General features: G+C 71.5%; 17 protein-coding genes and 1 riboswitch. Of the genes, 6 read left to right on the top strand and 11 right to left on the bottom strand.

Features of this window, described 5'->3' with window-relative positions; all coding sequences use genetic code 11:
• Positions 1 to 96 precede the first annotated feature (96 nt).
• The 4 genes from ACWFRB_RS11940 to ACWFRB_RS11925 form a co-directional block, all read right to left on the bottom strand.
• On the bottom strand, positions 97 to 318 hold the full coding sequence (locus ACWFRB_RS11940; protein WP_452641199.1) for a hypothetical protein: 222 nt from the start codon (positions 316 to 318) through the stop codon (positions 97 to 99).
• 89 nt (positions 319 to 407) lie between these two features.
• Positions 408 to 611, bottom strand: coding sequence for a hypothetical protein (locus ACWFRB_RS11935; protein ID WP_452641197.1), 204 nt, complete (start codon positions 609 to 611; stop codon positions 408 to 410).
• 107 nt (positions 612 to 718) lie between these two features.
• Positions 719 to 2,032, bottom strand: coding sequence for a M1 family metallopeptidase (locus ACWFRB_RS11930; RefSeq protein ID WP_452641212.1), 1,314 nt, complete (start codon positions 2,030 to 2,032; stop codon positions 719 to 721).
• 2 nt (positions 2,033 to 2,034) lie between these two features.
• Positions 2,035 to 5,925 carry a Pls/PosA family non-ribosomal peptide synthetase gene (locus tag ACWFRB_RS11925; RefSeq protein WP_452641196.1) on the bottom strand — a complete coding sequence of 1,297 codons (3,891 nt, stop codon included), beginning with the start codon at positions 5,923 to 5,925 and terminating at the stop codon, positions 2,035 to 2,037.
• A 257-nt stretch (positions 5,926 to 6,182) separates the two neighbouring features.
• On the opposite strand from ACWFRB_RS11925, the gene ACWFRB_RS11920 reads away from it, so the two are divergent.
• Both ACWFRB_RS11920 and ACWFRB_RS11915 read left to right on the top strand, forming a co-directional pair.
• Positions 6,183 to 6,887 (top strand): YciI family protein, encoded by a 705-nt coding sequence (locus ACWFRB_RS11920; protein WP_452641210.1) that lies wholly within the window; start codon positions 6,183 to 6,185, stop codon positions 6,885 to 6,887.
• The gene (locus ACWFRB_RS11915; protein WP_452641194.1) at positions 6,888 to 8,105 is read left to right on the top strand and encodes an RNA polymerase sigma factor; all 1,218 of its coding nucleotides are present in this window, start codon (positions 6,888 to 6,890) and stop codon (positions 8,103 to 8,105) included. It begins immediately after the preceding gene.
• Between the two features lie 22 nt (positions 8,106 to 8,127).
• On the opposite strand, the gene ACWFRB_RS11910 is transcribed toward ACWFRB_RS11915, so the two are convergent.
• From ACWFRB_RS11910 to ACWFRB_RS11895, 4 genes are all read right to left on the bottom strand, one after another.
• The gene (locus ACWFRB_RS11910) at positions 8,128 to 8,787 is read right to left on the bottom strand and encodes an SDR family oxidoreductase (protein WP_452641192.1); all 660 of its coding nucleotides are present in this window, start codon (positions 8,785 to 8,787) and stop codon (positions 8,128 to 8,130) included.
• 85 nt (positions 8,788 to 8,872) lie between these two features.
• Positions 8,873 to 9,322 carry an iron chaperone gene (locus tag ACWFRB_RS11905; protein ID WP_452641190.1) on the bottom strand — a complete coding sequence of 150 codons (450 nt, stop codon included), beginning with the start codon at positions 9,320 to 9,322 and terminating at the stop codon, positions 8,873 to 8,875.
• A 66-nt stretch (positions 9,323 to 9,388) separates the two neighbouring features.
• Positions 9,389 to 9,607, bottom strand: coding sequence for a hypothetical protein (locus ACWFRB_RS11900; RefSeq protein WP_452641189.1), 219 nt, complete (start codon positions 9,605 to 9,607; stop codon positions 9,389 to 9,391).
• 58 nt (positions 9,608 to 9,665) lie between these two features.
• Entirely contained in the window at positions 9,666 to 10,022 is a 357-nt protein-coding gene (locus ACWFRB_RS11895; RefSeq protein WP_452641187.1) for a VOC family protein, read from the bottom strand.
• 178 nt (positions 10,023 to 10,200) lie between these two features.
• Here ACWFRB_RS11895 and ACWFRB_RS11890 point away from each other — a divergent pair, with 178 nt between their 5' ends.
• The gene (locus ACWFRB_RS11890) at positions 10,201 to 13,002 is read left to right on the top strand and encodes an ATP-binding protein (RefSeq protein WP_452641185.1); all 2,802 of its coding nucleotides are present in this window, start codon (positions 10,201 to 10,203) and stop codon (positions 13,000 to 13,002) included.
• 19 nt (positions 13,003 to 13,021) lie between these two features.
• Here the strand turns inward: ACWFRB_RS11890 and ACWFRB_RS11885 are convergent, their stop codons facing one another.
• From ACWFRB_RS11885 to ACWFRB_RS11875, 3 genes are all read right to left on the bottom strand, one after another.
• Entirely contained in the window at positions 13,022 to 13,639 is a 618-nt protein-coding gene (locus ACWFRB_RS11885) for a LysE family translocator (protein WP_452641183.1), read from the bottom strand.
• Between the two features lie 31 nt (positions 13,640 to 13,670).
• A complete protein-coding gene (locus tag ACWFRB_RS11880; RefSeq protein WP_452641209.1) occupies positions 13,671 to 14,576 on the bottom strand; it encodes an oxidoreductase in 906 nt (301 codons plus the stop codon).
• A gap of 215 nt (positions 14,577 to 14,791) precedes the next feature.
• Positions 14,792 to 15,865: a Glu/Leu/Phe/Val dehydrogenase dimerization domain-containing protein gene (locus ACWFRB_RS11875; RefSeq protein ID WP_452641181.1), complete on the bottom strand. Its 1,074-nt coding sequence runs from the start codon at positions 15,863 to 15,865 to the stop codon at positions 14,792 to 14,794.
• A gap of 294 nt (positions 15,866 to 16,159) precedes the next feature.
• On the opposite strand from ACWFRB_RS11875, the gene ACWFRB_RS11870 reads away from it, so the two are divergent.
• The 3 genes from ACWFRB_RS11870 (at position 16,160) to ACWFRB_RS11860 (ending at position 18,121) form a co-directional block, all read left to right on the top strand.
• On the top strand, positions 16,160 to 16,435 hold the full coding sequence (locus tag ACWFRB_RS11870) for a hypothetical protein (RefSeq protein ID WP_452641179.1): 276 nt from the start codon (positions 16,160 to 16,162) through the stop codon (positions 16,433 to 16,435).
• 145 nt (positions 16,436 to 16,580) lie between these two features.
• Positions 16,581 to 16,696, top strand: a riboswitch (SAM riboswitch).
• A 45-nt stretch (positions 16,697 to 16,741) separates the two neighbouring features.
• On the top strand, positions 16,742 to 18,019 hold the full coding sequence (locus tag ACWFRB_RS11865) for an aminotransferase class V-fold PLP-dependent enzyme (protein ID WP_452641177.1): 1,278 nt from the start codon (positions 16,742 to 16,744) through the stop codon (positions 18,017 to 18,019).
• Positions 18,020 to 18,028: 9 nt separating this feature from the next.
• Positions 18,029 to 18,121: a putative leader peptide gene (locus tag ACWFRB_RS11860; protein WP_452641175.1), complete on the top strand. Its 93-nt coding sequence runs from the start codon at positions 18,029 to 18,031 to the stop codon at positions 18,119 to 18,121.
• The last annotated feature ends 4 nt before the right edge of the window (positions 18,122 to 18,125 follow it).

Here is an 18,125-nt window from a genome sequence, read left to right as displayed (position 1 = left end):
GGGGTGGCTGCACACCTACAATCACCATCGGCAACACTCCGCCATCGGCAGGAACGTTCCCTTCAGCCGTTTGACTAACGTCCCTGGGCAGTACACCTAGCCCGGCAGGGGGACGGGAACGTGGAGGCCGCCGATGTCGACACCCGTCAGATTGGCGCCAACGCCGGGCGTGGACAGCGGGCCGACGGCGGTCTCGCCTGCCCTCGCGTTGAAGCTGTCGCTGGGGAGCTGTGCCGAGGCGATGCCTGCACCCGCCGTGAGGGTGAATGCGGCGGTCGCCAGCGCGGCGGCGACGCGGTTCATGGTTCTGGTGGACATGTCGGTGCCTTTCGGGCTGGTCGGGGGTGCGAGGATGCCGGCGGGCGTGGGGCCGGCATCCTCGCTGCGGGTCCGGGTGGGAGGCGAACTCAGCAGTTCTGAACCAGGACGCACAGAGGGTTGCTGCCGACGTTCGTCGAGTTGTTGGCTCCTGGGCTCAGCAGCTGGATGCCGCCGACGCCTGCGTTGAACGACTGGTCGAAGACCGCGGCCGAGGACACTCCTGCGCCCGCGCCGAGGGCTGCGGCCGAGAGGGCGACGGCGACGGCGATGCGCTTGATGGTGTTCGACATGTGAATCTCCTTGCTGGGTGGTGGTTTTGCTGACATGACAAGAGTCGCGTGTCAGCACCTACCGCCGCTATCCACCACAGGAGGGAAACCCGTCACCACCCTCCGGCCTACGGCATCGCCTTCTGGAACAGCCATGCGTCCCACAGCGGGCGGAGCGACCTATCGGTGTAGTGCGCCGCCAGGTCGGTGAATTCCTCGGTGGTGACGGTGCCGTGGCTGTGCTTCGCCGTCCACTGCCGGAGCAGGTCGAAGAAGGCCTCGTCGCCGAGCGCGGTCCGCAGCGCGTGCAGGGTGAGGGCACCGCGCTTGTAGACCCGGTCGTCGAACATCAGCTCGGGCCCCGGGTCGCCGAGCAGCACGTCGTACGGCAGCCCGGTGAGGTTGCGGTGCGACTGGGTGGCGATCTCCTGTGCCGACGGCCCGCCGGAGTTCTCCGACCACAGCCATTCCGCGTAACAGGCGAAGCCCTCGTGCAACCAGATGTCGCGCCACGACCCCAGCGTCAGGCTGTTGCCGAACCACTGGTGCGCCAGCTCGTGCGCGACCAGCCGTTCCGCGCTGCGCCTGCCGTCGCAGTGGTTCGCGCCGAACACCGAGATGCCCTGCGCCTCAATGGGAATCTCCAGTTCGTCGTCGGTGACGACGACGGTGTAGTCCGCGAACGGGTAGGGCCCGAACAGCCGGACGAAGGTCTCCATCATCTGCGGCTGCCTGCCGAAGTCGTGCTCGAACGCCGTCCGCAACCGCTGCGGCAGCACCGCGTGCATGGGCACGGCACCGTTGTCGACGTGCCTGCGCTCGTACGGCCCGATCTGGATGGTGGCCAGGTAGCTGGCCATCGGCTCGGTCTGCTCGTACACCCAGGTGGTGTGGCTGGCCCGGACCTGCTTGCGCACCAGCGCGCCGTTCGCCAGCGCGTAGTACGGCGAGTCCGTGGTGATCGAGATCCGGTAGCTGGCCTTGGAGCCGGGGTGGTCGTCGCAGGGAAACCAGGACGCGGCGCCGTTCGGCTGGCTGGCCACCAGCGCGCCCTCGGTCAGCTCCTCCCAGCCCACCTCGCCCCACAGGCTGCGGATCGGTTTCGGGGTGCCCGCGTACTGCACGGTGACCGACAGTGCGCCGCCCGCCGGGATCGCATGCGAAGGGGTGATCGTCAGCTTCCCCTGCTGGTGGGTGTACTTCGCGGGCCGGGCGCCGTTGACCGTCACCTTGGACACCGACAGGCTCTGCGACAGGTCGAATGCGAACTTCGCCCGGATCTCCGTGGTGACGGCGGTGATCGAGGCCTTGCCGGACAGCCGGTTCCCGTGCACCTTGTAGGTCAGGTCCAGCTCATAACGCGACACCCGATAGCCGTGGTTGCCGACGTGCGGCAGGTACGAATCGATCGGCTCCTCGTAAAACTTCCCCGGTTTCACCATCGTCACGCCCACGGGGTGATCGGGTTGCCCTGCCAGCGGGTGTTCGGCGGCACCGTGTCGCCGCGCATCACGAGCGACGCGGGCCCGACCGTGGCGCCGTCGCCGATGCCCGCCGCGGGCAGCGCGACGCAGTGCGGTCCCAGGGTTGCTCCGTTGCCGAGGGTGACGGTGTCCATGGACATGATCCGATCATGGAACAGGTGGGTTTGCACGACGCAACCCCGCTCGACGGTCGCGCCGTCGCCGAGGGTCACCAGGTCTGCCTCTGGGAGCCAATAGGATTCGCACCAGACGCCGCGGCCGATCGTCGCACCCATGCCTCGAAGGTAGACGGCGAGCACGGCGGTGCCGGTGGCGGCGCGCGCGAACCAGGGCGCGGCGACGGTCTCGACGAACGCGTCCGACACCTCGTTGCGCCACACGAAGGAGCTCCACAGCGGGTGCTCCACCTTCCGGATCCGCCCGACGACGAGCCACTTCGCCACGATCGAGGCGGTACCCGCCACCGCGCCCGCGACCAGCAGCACGATCCCACTGAACAGGGCGGCGAACCAGAAGCCGATCGCGCCCGCCATCGCCTGCAGCGCGAACAGCACGCCGAGGCCGATACCGAAGGTGACCATGACCGGGATCAGCCGGCACGTCTCCACCACGGCCCTGGCGATCTTCAGCCGCAGCGGCGGTTCGAACGTCCTGGAGGAGTCGGTGTCGCCCACGGACCGGCGCAGCCGGACAGGCGGGCTGCCCAGCCACGACGAGCCGGACTTGGCCTTGCTCGGCGCCGCGGACAGCACCGCGACGAGACCGTTCTTCGGAACCCGCCTGCCCGGCCCGGCCATCCCGGAGTTGCCGAGGAAGGCACGCTTGCCGACCTTGGCCTCCTTGATGTGCAGCCAGCCGCCGCCGAGTTCGTAGGAGGCGACCATGGTGTCGTCGGCGAGGAACGCGCCGTCCGCGACCGTGGTGAACTTCGGTAGCACCAGCGCCGTGGAGATCTCGGTGTTCTTGCCGATGTTCGCGCCGAGCAGCCGCATCCACACCGGGGTGAGCAGGCTGGCGTACAGCGGGAACAGCAGGGTCCGTGCCGAGTCCATCAGCCGCTCGGTCGCCCAGACCTGCCAGCCGACGCGGCTGCGCACCGGGTGGTAGCCCTCGCGCAGGCCGATGCCGAGCGCGCGGACCGCGATCAGTGTCAGCGCCGCGAACACGGCGAGCGTCAGGATCGTGGCGGCAGGCAGCCAGGCGAGCGCAAGGACCGCCGCGGAGCCGAGGTCGGGGGTGGCGCGGACACCCCAGCCGATCAGCGCGATCCCGGCCGCGAGCGCGAAGATGGGCATGCCGGCGATGACGACGGAGGTGAGCCCGAACACCGGCACCCAGTGGGTCGCCATCGGCGGGCGCTCGGTCGGCCACGGGTGGGTGGCCTTGCCGACCTTGACGGCGGGGGAGCCGGCCCAGCTCTGACCGGCCTTGACCCGTCCTGTCACCGCCGAGCCGGGCGCGACCTCGGCGTTCTTGCCGACGCGGGCGCCGGGCAGCAGCGTGGAGCGGGCCCCGATGGCCGCGCCCGCGCCGATCCGGATCTCCCCGATGTGCACCACGTCGCCGTCGATCCAGTGGCCGGTCAGGTCGACCTCCGGCTCCACCGAGCAGCCGTCGCCGAGCGCGAGCATCCCGGTCACCGGCGGCAGCGTGTGCAGGTCGACGTCGCGGCCGACGGTCGCCCCGAGGGCCCGCGCGTAGTAGATCATCCACGGGGCGCCGGACAGGTTGGCCGCGCCGCTGGCCTCGGTGAGCCGGTGCGCGACCCACAGCCGCACGTGTTCGCTGCCGCCGCGCCGGTAGGTGCCAGGGGTGAGCCCGCGCAGCAGCAGCCGGCACCCGGCGACGGAGATCGCCATCCGGCCGAGCGGGGTGATGAAGGCGACGAACGCGGCCAGCAGCACCCACCAGGACACGGTCGGCGCCCACGGCACGTCGGCGAACAGGGCGAAGACGTTGTTGACGATCGCCAGCCAGGTCACCCACTGCAGCCCGGTCAGGGTGGTCAGCGGGATGGTGAGCAGGATCTGCGCGAGCTGGGTCGACCGTGGGGTCGGCTCGACGATCCGGGGCTCCGCCGTCGCGCTCGGGGCGAACTCGTCGAGGAATCCGGCCAGCGAGCCGAGCCGCGGATGGTCGTACACCTGCGCGACGGTGACCTCGGGGAAGCGCTCCCGCAGCGCGGTCACCACCTGGGCGGCGGCCAGCGAGCCGCCGCCGCTGGCGAAGAAGTCGTCGTCGGGGCCGGTGATCTGCGCGCCGAGGATCGACGCCCACAACCCGGCGACCCAGGCCGCGGTGCCCTCGAGTCCGGCGCCCGCGGCGTCGTCCCCGCTGCCCGTGCCAGGCAACGGCCACGGCAGTGCCGCGCGGTCCACCTTGCCGGAGGTGCGGGTCGGCAGCTCGTCGAGCAGGGCCAGCCTCGGCACCAGAGCCGCGGGCAGGCGTTCGGCGAGCAGCTCGCGGGCCGCGGCGACATCGAAGTCGGGGTCGGTGCTGGCCAGGTAGCCGACCAGGATCGAGTTCCCGGCGGCCGTCTTGCGGACGGCGGCCGCCGCCCCGCTCACCCCGGGCAGGTTCTGCAGCGCGTTGTCCACCTCGCCGAGCTCGATGCGTCGACCCCCGAGCTTGACCTGGTCGTCGGCGCGACCCTGGAACAGCAGCCCCTCGAGCTCGAGGCGGACCAGGTCGCCGCTGCGGTAGGCGCGGTCCCAGCCGAGCGAGGGCATCGGCGCGTACTTCTCCGCGTCCTTCGCCGCGTCGAGATAGCGGGCAAGGCCGACCCCGCCGATCACCAGCTCGCCGACCTCGCCGACCGTGACCGGGTTGCCCTCGCCGTCGACCACGGCCAGGTCCCAGCCGTCCAGCGGCAGCCCGATGCGGACCGGGCCGGTGCCGTCCATCAGCGCGCCGCACGCGACGACCGTGGCCTCGGTCGGGCCGTAGGTGTTCCACACCTCGCGTCCGTCGACCGCGAGCCGTTCGGCCAGCTCCGGCGGGCAGGCCTCGCCGCCGAAGATGAGCAGCCGCACCGCCTCGAGCGCCTCGGCGGGCCACAGCGCGGCCAGCGTCGGCACGGTGGAGACGACGCTGACATCGCGCGAGACCAGCCACGGGCCCAGGTCCATGCCGCTGCGGACCAGCGCGCGGGGCGCGGGCACCAGGGTGGCGCCGTGCCGCCAGGCCAGCCACATCTCCTCGCAGGAGGCGTCGAAGGCGACCGACAGCCCGGCGAGCACCCGGTCGCCAGGCCCGATCGGAGCCTGCTGCAGGAACATCCGGGCCTCGGCGTCGACGAACGCCGCCGCGTTCCTGTTGCTGACCGCGACGCCCTTGGGGGTCCCGGTGGATCCCGAGGTGAAGATGATCCACGCGTCGTCGGCGACGGTGGGGACCCGCGGTGCGGGCGGGTCCTCGCGCTCGGGGGCGGTGCCGGGCTCGATGGAGTCGCCGGTGATGATCGCGGCGACCTGGGCCTCGCCGAACACCAGCTCCGCCCGCTCGTCTGGGTCGTCCGCGTCCACCGGCACGTAGGCGCAGCCCGCGGCGAGCACCGACAGGATCGCCACGTACAGCGAGTACGAGCCGGACGGCATCCGGATGCCGACGCGGTCGCCCGCGCCGACCCCGGCCTCACCGAGCTGCTGCGCGCCCCGGTACATCTCCTCGAGCAGTTCGAGGTAGGTCAGGGTGGTGGTGCCGTCGTCGATGGCGAGCGCCTCGGGGTTGGCCTCGGCGGTCGCGATGACGATGTCGATCAGGGTGCGCGGCGCGGGAGCCAGTGACGACCGAAGGTACTCGGTCGGGATCACCTGGGATCGGTCCGTTACCGGTTGGGACTGCAGTGGCACCCGGATTTCCTGTCTGAGTCGGCTGGCTGTCGAGTCGTTATCTCATGACAAGTTTGCTAGCTGGTGAACTCACAGACGAATGCGGCGCGCAGTAGAGGGGGATCGGAGCCCGCGCGGGCGACGAAAACTGCCGCTGAGACATGCGAGAAGACTACGCCCGAAAATTTCTTCCGCCGTGGTGTCGTATTCGGGGTGGCGCCTTCGTCGTCTGGGTAGAGGGGCCTCCCGGCCCACACCCGACTGGAAGGATGACGACCATGTACTACCTGGCACTGTTGGCGGGCGAGGAGAACGGCGCGGCTTCGACCCCGGGGACCCCGGAGTTCGGGGATGCGGTGGCCCGGCACGAGAGGTTCTGGGAGTCCGCAGGCACCGCGCTCGTCGGGGGCGGCGCGCTGTACCCGACCGCGGAGTCGGTGACGATCCGGCACGAGAACGGCAGCGCGCTCGTCACCGACGGGCCGTTCGCCGAGTTCTCCGAGGTGGTCGGCGGGTTCTATGTGCTCGAGGCCGACGATCTGGACGCGGCGCTGGAGCTGGCCCGGCAGATTCCGGACGCCGCGGAGGGATTCGTCGAGCTGTGGCCGATGGTCTTCTGGCGGCTGGAGGACGAGCACGCCGGGTGCTATCTGGCGGTGCTGCGCGAGCCGGCGGGTGCGGCGAACACGCCGGGGTCGGCGGAGTGGGACGAGAGTATCCGGGCGCACGGCCTGTTCGGGGAGTTCGCGGGTCCGGCGCTGCGGGGCGGCGGCGCGCTGTATCCGCCGTCGTCGGCGACGACGGTCCGCGTTCGCGATGACGAGCTGCTGCTGACCGACGGACCGTTCACCGAGGCCGCCGAGATCGCCAACGGCGTCTATCTGCTCGAGGCCGCGGACCGCGAGGCGGCGACGGCCATGGCGGCGCGCATCCCGCTCGGTCCCAAGGGCTGCATCGAGCTGCGCCAGATCGTGGACGAGTGAGTGCACGTCGATCAGGTGTTCAGGGCCGAATCCGGCCGCGCCATCGCGACGGTGGCGCGGTTGGTCGGTGACCTCTCGCTGGCGGAGGACGCCGTGCAGGAGGCATTCGCCGAGGCGATCAGGAGCTGGCCGGAGACGGGGATGCCCGCGAACCCGGGGGCCTGGATCACCACTGTCGCCCGCAACCGCGCGCTGGACCGGCTGCGCCGGGAGTCGTTGCGGGGCAACAAGGAGCTCGACGCCACGCGGCTGTTCCCGCCGACGGAGGAGGAGGTGTGGCCGGTGCGGGACGATCAGCTACGCCTCATCTTCACGTGTGCACACCCCGCGCTGGCCCCCCAGGCTCAGGTCGCGTTGACGCTTCGCCTGGTCTGCGGCCTGACGGTGGCGGAGATCGCGCGGGCGTTCCTGCAGCCCGAGCCGACGGTGTCGCAACGGCTGACCCGCGCGAAGAGCAAGATCCGGACGGCCGCCATCCCGTTCCGGCTGCCGCCGGAACACCTTCTCCCTGAACGCGTTCCGCAGGTACTCGCGTGCATCTACCTCGTCTTCACGGAGGGGTACTCGGCGACCTCGGGGAGCTCGGCGATCCGTGACGAGCTGTGTGAGGAGGCGATCCGGCTGGGGCGATTGCTGTGTGAGCTGATGCCCGACGAGCCGGAGGCGTTGGCGCTGCTCGCCCTGATGCTGTTGCAGGACAGCCGCAGGGGAGAGCGGATCGCCGCCGACGGCACGGCCCGGCCGCTCGAGGAGCAGGACCGCTCGCGGTGGGATCACGGCCGGATCGAGGAGGGGATGCGGTCCCTGGCCCAGGCCAGGCATTCCACGGGCCAGTACTTCCCGCAGGCGGTGATCGCGGCCGCGCACGCGGGCGCACCGAGCTGGGATGCGACCGAGTGGACGGTGATCGTTGCGGCCTACGAGCGGTTGCTCGAGCTGACCGGTTCGCCGGTGGTGGCGGTGAACCGCGCCGTGGCGGTGGGTTTTCGGGACGGGCCCGAGCGGGGGCTGGAGGCGCTGGAGGCGGTTCCCGACGATCCGCGTCTGGCCCGGTTGCGGGGCCCGGCCCGGGCCGACCTGCTGCGCCGGATGGGCCGGACCGCCGAGGCCGAGGACGCCTACCTCGCGGCGTTGGAGTCGGCTGGCAACGAGACGACCGAGCGGTTCCTGCGGCGACGGCTCGAGGAGGTCCGGGCCACCCCCGCGGATGGGCACTGACCCGTCGGGTCGGACAGCGTGGTCATCCTCGGGCGAGCGAGTCGAGCGCGTCGTCGATCGGGGTGCCGCCCGTGTTGAAGCCGATGAACCGACCGATGGTCGCCGGCCTGACCAACACCGCCGCCGCCACCCGCGCGACATCCTCGCGGGGCACCGTGCCCGACTCGAGGCCCGGTCCCACTTCGATCCCGCCGGTGCCCGCGTCGAGGGTGAGCGTGCTGGGACCGAGGATCGTCCAGGACAGGTCGGTGTCGCGGAGATGGTCGTCGGCCGCGGCCTTGGCCTCCGCGTAGGGGAAGAACGAACTGTCCCGCGGGACGCCGTGATCGGCCCGAGCCCCGAAGTAGGACACCATCACGTACCGGTCGACGCGTGCGCGGGCGGCGGCGTCCATCGAGCGGATCGCCGCATCCCGGTCGACGGCGTAGGTGCGGTCGGGGTCACCGCCGCCCGCGCCGGCCGACCACACCACGGCGTCGTGCCCGCGGATCAGCTCGGCGATCCGGTCCGTGCCGAGGCTCTCGACATCGGCGACGACGGCGGCGGCGCCGGTCGCCTCGACGTCGGGGGCATGCGCGGGATTGCGGATCAGGGCGGTGACGTCATCGCCCCGGCCGGTGAGAATCCTCGAGAGGTGCAGGGCGATCTTGCCGTGACCGCCGATGATGACGACGCGTGCCATGCCGGTTCCTTCCGTCGGTGCCGCTGCCAGTACAGCGCGCAAACCGGCCCCGCGCAACGGAACGCGGGGCCGCCTCGGGCGGTCCTCAGCCCGCAGCCTTCTTCACGAGCTCGCCGATCCTCTTCTCGTCGGCGTCGGTCAGCGTGGTCAGGGCGAAGGCGGTCGGCCACATGGTGCCGTCGTCGAGGTTCGCGGTGTCGTTGAAGCCGAGCGTCGCGTACCGCGCCTTGAACTTCTCGGCGCTCTGGAAGAAGCACACGATCTTGCCTGTCTTGGCGTACGCGGGCATGCCGTACCAGGTCTTCGGTGCGAGGTCCGGTGCGCTGGCCGTGACGATGGCGTGGATCCGTTCGGCCATGATGCGATCGGATTCCGCCATCCCGGCGATCTTCTCGAGCACGTCCTTCTCCCCGTCCGCCTTGGCATTGCGGGATCCGCGGCGGGCGGCCGTCTTCAGCTCCTGGGCGTGCTCTTTCATCGCGGCACGTTCTTCGTCGGTGAATCCCACTGCGGACTTGTCCTTCTGAGCAGCCATCGGTCTGTCTCCTTCGTGTGGGTGTTGGTGAGGATGATCCTGATACGGGCGAGCAGGAACCCGTGGTCACTGCACGAGGACGGCCCGCCGTGCGCTGCGCCGGGTGTACGGCAGCACGAACAGGTAGAGGCCGCTGGCGAGCAGCACGGCGAGCGGGAGCAGCGGTAGGTAGGAAAACCAGATGGCGGCCTTCATGGACACCGCGACCGTGGCGACGATGACGGTGACCGTGAAGACGATGGCCGTCCAGCGGTGGATCTGCCGAAACCTGTTGGTCGAGTTCATGGGGACTCCTTGGGTAGACGAGCGACGATGGCTCCGAGCAGGGCAGTGGGGGCGGGACTCACCGGTCCTGGATCAGTCCGAGGACGTTGCCGTCGGCGTCGGTCACGGTGGCCACCAGGCGGCCGCCGCCGACCTCGTTCGCGGGCTCCTTCACGGTGGCGCCCGCGGCGGTCATCTCGGCCAGCTTCGCCTCGATGTCCGGCACGTGCCAGTAGGCCACCGGCGCGGTCATGCCCTGCGGTCCGCCGCCCGGCACCAGCCCGATGTGCTGGCCCTCGGCCTCGAAGCCGACGTAATAGGGCGAGTCGGTCTGCGGCTCCACGCCGAGCAGCGCGGCGTAGATCGTCTTGGCGGTCGCCAGGTCGGACACGGGATGCAGCACGGTCTTGATTCCCTGGGTGGCAGAGCTGGTCATGGTCACTCCTGAAGTTGGGGTGGATCGGATGTATGAACACCATCGCTCCCGGCGGGGCCGCTCCACATCCGTGGCGACCACGGAACCGTCCACTGATCGGGGCACGGATCGTCCGTGTCCCGACACGGAGACCGTCCGAAGGCCCTGAGTACGAGGGGGATACTGCAAAATGAGGCCCATGACGGCGACGGTGGACATCTCCGCTCGGGAAGCCGAGGTGCTCACGCTGGTGGGGGAGCATCTCAGCAACGCCGAGATCGGCGCGCGACTGTTCATCTCGGTCCGCACGGTGGAGAGTCATGTCTCCTCGCTCCTGCGCAAGCTCGAGGTCCCGGATCGGCGGGCGCTCGCCCAGCACGCGTCCGAGCCGCCGCGCGACGACCGGTCGCACGCCGCACCGGTCCTGCCCGCACCGCTGACCTCGTTCATCGGCAGGAAGCAGGAACGGGCCGAGCTGATCGAGATGATCAAGAACGATCGGCAGGTGACCGCGGTCGGCCCCGGCGGAATCGGCAAGACCCGGCTCGCGTTGACGGTCGCCGCCGAGTTGGCCGAGGAGTACTCCGACGGGGTGTGGTTCGTCGACCTGGTACCGATCAGCAGCCCGGACATCTGCGTGGTCGCCGGTACGGTCGGCCTCGCACTCGGACTCGGCGAGCAGCCCGGCCGAGGCATGGACGAATCGGTGCTGGCCGCGCTGGCCGACCGTCATGCCTTGCTGGTGCTGGACAACTGCGAACACGTGCGGGACGGGGTGGCACTGTTCATCGAACGGCTGCTCGCGGCGTGCCCACGGGTGACGGTGCTGGCGACCAGCCGGGCTCGGCTGATGGTGCCGTTCGAACGCGCGTACACGGTCCCGCCGATGTCGTTGGCCGGTGACGGCGGATCGGACGCGGTCGCGTTGTTCATGGATCGCGCGGCGGCGGGTGGCTGGCCGCCGAATCATGCTCTGCGGGAACAGGTTGCCGCATTCTGTGGGGGACTGGACGGGATGGCGCTGGCGATCGAGCTCGCCGCGGCCCGCTGGACGACCCTCGGGCTGGACGGACTCACCGACGGACTGTCCGACCAGCTCCGGATGCTCGCGGGCGGTGCCAGGACGGACGACCGGCATCGCTCGGTGCGCGCGGCGCTGGATTGGAGCCACGCCCTGCTGGAGCCGGACGATCGAGTGCTGCTGCGCCGGATGTCGGTGTTCATGAAGTCGTTCACCGTCGCGGCGGCGGCGGAGGTGACCGCATCCGAGAAGGGCGTTGTCGCGGATGGGCTGGCCCGGCTCGCCGAGCAGAGCCTGCTGGTGGTGATCGCGTCCCCGACCGGGACCGAGTACCGGGCGCTGGAAACCATCCGCCAGTACGGGACGGAGCGGCTCGTCGAGGCCGGTGAGCGCGACGACGTCCGCTCCCTGCACCTTCGCTGGTGTCTGGCCGAGGCGGCCGACCTCTCGGTGGTCCGGCCGGACTGGCGGGCACGATTCGACGCGGTGGCCGACGACCTCCGCGCCGCCCTGGCGTGGGTGGCCGACCACCCGGACCGACGCGCGGAGGCGTACGGCCTCGCCCGGCAGCTGGCGGAGCTGACCTTCACCCGTCACCTGATCGGCGAGTCCCAGCAGCGGTACGAGCAGGCGGCCGCGTTCGCGGACGACTCGGCCGCCGCATCGATGTTCCGGCAGGCCGCGGCGGTGGCCGGATGCCGGATGCGTGGTGACGACATGTACCGCCTGAACCGGGCGGCCGCGGACGCGGCGCAGCGAGCCGGGGACACCGCAGGCGCCGCCGCCGACCTCGCGACCGCCGCCACGAACGCCTACCGGTTTGCGAGCAAGTTCGCTCGGACCCTGCCGCAGGCGGAGGCGATCGCGCTCATCGCCGAGGCGCGGGAGCTGGCGGGCGATGACCCGGCAGCGAAGGCAGCGGTGGCGCTTGCCGAGGCCGGGAGGGGCCTCACCGAGGCGTTCGGTGCCGCCGAGGGCTCATCCGACGATGCCGTACCCGAGACGATCGCCCGCGCCGAAAAGGCGGTCGAACTCGCTCACCGCACGGGCGACCCGCTCGCCGAGTCCGCCGCGCTCGACACGCTCACCGGCGCCCAGAGCTGGGCCGGTGACCCGTTCGCCGCCGCGGCCACGGCCAGGCGCCGGATCACGCTGCTCGCGTCCGCGCCGCCCACCCCGACCGGCACCCACGAGCTGATCGAAGCGCTCGGTGAGGCCACCGAGGCCGGACTGGGCGTGGGCGACCTGCCCGGTGCTCGCCGGTGGGCGCGGCAACTCGCGGATCACCCGATGCTGGCCGAGGTCGGCCATCGTGCGACGAGCCAGCTGCTCGTGGCCGACGCGTTGGCGGGCAATGTCGACGAGGTGCTGGCCCGCAGCGCCCGGTTCCACGAGGCGTGGCAGCGGTCCGGCAGACCCACCGGGTCGGTTCTCGGTGCGGCGGTGGCCGGGGTGGGGATGATTCACGGCCTCCGCGACGACCACGATGCGCGGCGCGAATGGGCCGCGGTCATGGATCAGCTCGACATCCCGGCGGAACATGCCTACGGCTACCGGGCGGTCTACGACTCGATGCTGTTGCTGCACAACGGAGATGCGGGCGGGGCGCTGGAACGGATGGCGCATGAGCCCGGCGAGGTGTGGAGATGGGTCACGTGGGTCTGGCTGCACTGGTACGTGGCGCTGCGCGCCGAGGCCGCCGTGCTCGCAGGCAACCCCGATGCCGCCGACCGCCTGGCCGAGGCCAGGACCATCGTGGCGGGGAACCCCGTCGCCGGTGCCATCGTGGAGCGGGCCGGAGCGCTGCTGGTTGAGGACCGGGGGCGGCTGCTCGCCGCCGCGGATGCGTTCGACGCCGCAGGTTGCCGCTACCAGGCGGCGCGGACCAGGGTGCTGGCCGGCGGCGACCATGCGGCAGGCGCCGCCGCCGCGCTCGCCGATCTCGGACTCGCCCCGATGGCAACGCCCCGGCGGTCGTGACGAGGCGGGTCTGCCTCGGTCAGGAACCGCCGGCCGAGGCGAGGGTGCCGACGCCGAGGGCGGCGAGGATGCCTGCGCTGACGGCCTCCAGCCGCTCGGTGACCTTTGGCCTGCGCAGCAGCGCGACCAGGCGCGACGCGGCGACCGCGAACGCGCCCATCACCACAAGCGCCACGACGGCCTCGACCGCGCCGAGGGTCATCGCCGAGCCGAAGGTCACCTGGTCGAGGAACTGCGGGACGACGGCGAGGTAGAACAGGCCCATCTTCGGGTTCAGGGCGCACGACAGCACCCCGGCGCCGAACGCGGATCCGGTCGGGGCCGCGACCGGTCCAGTCGATGCGGGTGCTGCCGCCCGCCGCCGGAGCAGGGCGCGGACCCCGAGGTAGAGCAGGTACAGCCCGCCCGCGATCTTGACGACCCGGTAGGCGGACGCGGACTGCTCGAGCAGCGCCGCGACGCCGAGGGCCACCACCACCGCCCAGAACAGGCTGCCGATGGACACCCCGACGGCGGCCGCGACGCCAGGGCGGGTGCCGCCGATGCTGTAGCGGAGCACCAGGAACGAGTCGGGTCCCGGCAGGAGCGCGAGCAGCAGGCAGACGCCCGCGAAGCTGAGCAGGGTGGCGGCGGTCATGGCGAAAGGAGACCGCAGATCAGGATGCGAATCAAATCGGCGTCGCCGGGCGCAGCGCCGCGAAGTCCGCGCCGGTCATCTCGACGGACAGCTCCCACAGTTCCCGAGCCAGCTGCGGGTCCCGCGCGCTCTCGGTGCGCCCGCACCGGGTCACGGGCCCGCGCATGCCGCGCAGGCCCCCCGGGCCCAGGTAGTCGCCGTTGTCGACGTCGGGCATCGTCGCGCCGTAGAGCTGGCTCAGCGCGCCGTCGGCCTCGCTGTTGACGACGATCCGCATGCCCAGCCGGGTGAGCGACGCGAGTCCGGGTATCGGCGGCAGCATCGAGTCGAAGAGGTTGGTCGCGGCCACACCGGGGTGCGCGCCGATCGAGATCAGCGGGCCGCCCGCGGCCGCGGCCCGCCGGGCGAGTTCGGCGCTGAAGATCAGGTTGGCGAGCTTGGACTGCCGGTACGCGGCCATGCGGTCGTAGGGGCGTCGTTCGAAATTCGGGTCGTCGAGGTCGATGGTCCCGCCGAAATGCGCGATGCTCGCCAGGGTGACCACCCGCGGCGCCTCGGCCCGCAGGAGCAGCGGCAACATCGCGTCGGTCAGCGCGAAATGGCCGAGATGGTTGGTGCCGAACTGGGTCTCGAATCCGTCGGCCGTCGTGCCCTTCGGGATCGCCATCACCCCGGCGTTGTTGATGAGCACGTCGACGGACTCCACCGCTGTCGCGGTCTCGGCGGCCGCCGCCCGCACCGAGGCCAGGTCCGCCAGGTCGAGCCGGACCAGCGCGTGTTCGGCGGCGGATCCGGCGGCGCGGCCCGCCGCGCGGACCGATTCCAGCGCGCTCGCGGCGCGCTCGAGGTCGCGGCAGGCCAGCACCACCCGGGCGCCCGCGCCTGCGAGCGCGGTGACGGCCTGCAACCCGAGGCCGTTGTTCGCGCCGGTGACCATGATCGTCCGGCCGCGCTGATCGGGCAGGTCCGCGACGCCGAACCGCGGCTTCACGAGCGGTCGCCGGGCCGCGCGCCCGGCCTCGATGACCGGGCCGGGGTCCGGTCGGCGGGATGCGGGCGGCTCGGATGCGGGCATGGCTACTCCAGACGTTGCGGCGTGGTCGTGGCGTGCCCGACCCTACGGCCGACCGCGCCACAACGCCCGGAGATCGCTCAGCCGCGACCGAGTCGCTCGTCCGCGGCCGCGTGTGCGGCCGCCAACGGCGTGATACCCGCGCGCTCGGCACGGTCGAACAGCTCGCCGAGGGTGCTGCCGATGAGGTTCACCCGGGCCAGGACCTCGTCATAGCCCCGGTTCTCGCCGTCGGCAAGGATCGCGAACAGGGCGCCGCCCGCATTGGCGACGAAGTCGGGTGCCCACAGGATCCCCCTGCCGGCCAGGCGGTCCGCGCCGTCCGGGCGTGCGAGCTGGTTGTTCGCCGGGCCCACGACCGCGCGGCAGTCGAGGCCGTCGATCACCTCGTCGGTGAGCACCCCGCCGACGCCGGCCGGGACGAAAACGTCCGCGGGCACGGTGGCGGCGTCCTCGGGACTGACCCAGCCGGCACCGATCTCCTCGGCCAGCGCCCGCTTGCCCGCGTCGATGTCGCTGACGGTGAGGACGGCACCCTCGGAGGCGAGCCTGCGGGCGAGCCGGGAGCCGACCTGCCCGAGTCCGCTGATGGTGATCCTCAGGCCCGCGAGGCCCGAGCCGGGGAACGCACGATCGACGGTGGCGCGCAAGGCCGAGTAGACGCCGACCGCGGTGGGCTCGGCCGGTTCGCCGATCCCGCCCGCGGCGGTGGGCAGGCCGAAGACGTGCGCGGTCCGTTCCCGAACAATCTGCATGTCGGCCGCGCTGGTACCGACGTCCTCTGCGGTCCGGTATCGCCCGCCCAGATCGTCCACGATGTCGGCGAGGTCGAGCATCGCCGCGCGGCGGCGGTCCCCGTCGAGGACCTCGCCCGGCGCCAGGGCGATCACGGACTTGCCACCGCCGGTGTCCAGACCCGCGACCGCACATTTGAGGGTCATCGCGGCGGACAACCGGAGTGCGTCCTCCATCCCGGACTGCCAGTCCGGGTACTGCCACACCCGGCAGCCACCGAGCGCGGGTCCCAGCCGGGTGGAGTGCACGGCGACGGTGATCGGGAGGCCCGAGCGCGGTCCGCATTCGAGGGCGACGTGTTCGTGGTCGAAGCCGCTGTGCGAGGTGCGGGTGACGGGTCGGGCTTCCAGGGTGGTCATCGTTGACGTCCTTCCGATAGCTGGGCTGGGTGGCGCTCAGGGCAGTGTCGATATGCGCTGTGTGTCGCTACTACAGTCGATATGGCTGGCAGAACAGTCAATAGTGGGATCTCTGGCTGATCGGAGTGATCAGTAGGCGTGGGTGACCTGGGTCACCGATGTGACGTAGCGCTCAGTTGTCCGCCGATCGGAGGACCCGAGGTTCCCCCGGCTGACCCGCCGATCGGTGGACAGACACGAGCGGCGCCCCCGGCGAGAGTTGATTGCGTACCCGAACCCAGGAAAGGGAATCGCATGACGACAACACAGGCGCCGCCGCAGATCCGGCGGGTTCTGTTCATCGGGACCCCGGCGGCCTTCGTCGAGACCGAGCGGTGGCTCAGGCAGCACGGTCTGGAGTCCACGCGGGCGCTCGGCGACGACCTTCTCGGTGCGATCGCCACCGAGGACGTGCTCGACGGGATCTGCTCGGCCGCCGATGCGGCGGCGGTGCAGCACGTGCGCGCGCTGGGGGTGCCTTGCGTCCGCGTTGAGCCCTTCGCGCCGGTGATGCTCCTGGCCGCCTGTTAGGTCTCGATCGGAGCAAAAAGGCTGAACAGCAAGTCATTTCAATTCGAGTGAGACAGGCCATCGGGCGCCGGGGACCGGCTCGCGGAACACGCGAGCCGGTCTCTGCTGTTGACAACCCGCGACCCGGCCTGCCATTCTCGCCGTAGGTCATGAGTGCCAGCAGATAGCCCCGGCTTGCTGGCCGGCAACCCTCCACCGCGGTGGGGTGCCCCGGGTGACGACCTGGCTGCGGTCCAACACCGGACCCGGCAAGCGCGGGCTCGTTGTCTTCCACAAGCACACGGGTCCCTGACCGAGGGATGTCTGATGACTGCTGTTCTCACCGCCACCGCCACCGCCGTTCGCTCCGACGAGCGCTGCGCCGCCGACCGTCCGTTCGCCGAGGTCTCCGGGGCCGACCTGACCGTCCCGCTGGCAGACGGCGGGACCTGCACCTACGCGAACTTCGACTACGCGGCCAGCGCGCCTGCCCTGGCGCAGGTCACCGCGCGGGTGCAGGAGCTGCTGCCGTACTACGCCAGCGTGCACCGGGGGGCCGGGTACGCCTCGCAGGTGTCCACCGCCAGCTACGAAGGGGCCCGTGACGTGGTCGCCGGGTTCGTCGGGGCCCGGTCGGACGACGTGGTGGTGTTCACCAGGAACACCACCGACTCGCTGAACCTGCTGGCCGGCTGCGTGCCGGGCGACACCGTTGTCCTCGACATCGAGCACCACGCAAATCTGTTGCCCTGGAAGAAGAACGGCACGCGGATCGTCCGGTCCGCGGACACCGTCGCCGAGACGGTGGAGCGGATCGTCGCCGAACTGTGCAGCAAGCCGGCAGCGCTGCTCGCCGTCACCGGCGCCTCCAACGTCACCGGCGAGGTGCTGCCGATCGCCCGGCTCGCCGAGGTCGCGCACGCCTGCGGGGCGCGGATACTCGTCGACGGCGCCCAGTTGCTGCCGCACCGGCGGGTGGACATCGCCGCGCTCGGCGTCGACTACCTGGCCTTCTCCGGTCACAAGCTGTACGCGCCGTTCGGGGCGGGCGCGCTCATCGGCAGGCGGGACTGGCTGGATGCCGCCGAGCCGTACCTGGTCGGCGGCGGCGCCACCCGCGACGTCTCGGCGGCAGGCGTCGACTGGGCGCAGGCCCCGCAGCGTCACGAGGCCGGCACCCCCAACGTGCTCGGCGTCGCGGCGTTGGCCGCGGCCTGCACGGCGCTTGCCGGCCTCGACGCGGAGGCGTCCGAGCTGCACGAGCGTGCCCTCTGCGCTCGGCTCGTCGACGGGCTGCGCGGCATCGACGGCGTCGAGCTGCTCCGGATCTGGTCCGACTCCCCGGATTCGGTCGGCATCGTCACCTTTGCCGTCGACGGATGCGCGCCCCGCGAGGTGGCGAGCTACCTGTCGGACCTGCACGGCATCGGGGTGCGCGACGGCCGGTTCTGCGCGCACCCGCTGCTGTCCCGGCTGGGCAGGCCGGACGGCGCGGTTCGGGCGAGCCTCGGCCTCGGCAGCCACGCCGCCGATGTGGACCGGCTGGTCGCGGCGCTGCGGGAACTGGTGGACGGTCGCCGCCGCGCGACGGGCCTTGCCGGGTAAGCTCGCGCCATGGCACCCGTGACGACCCTGGCGACTGACGCCCGGTGGTGCCGTCGGCATGTGGATCTCTGCCGTACCGCGTCGGGCATGTGTCTGGGCTGAGCTC

The organism is Rhodococcus sp. NPDC055112, from assembly GCF_053607505.1.
The sequence above is the reverse complement of the archived record's forward strand: the minus strand, read 5'-3'. Positions and strand labels throughout refer to the sequence as shown.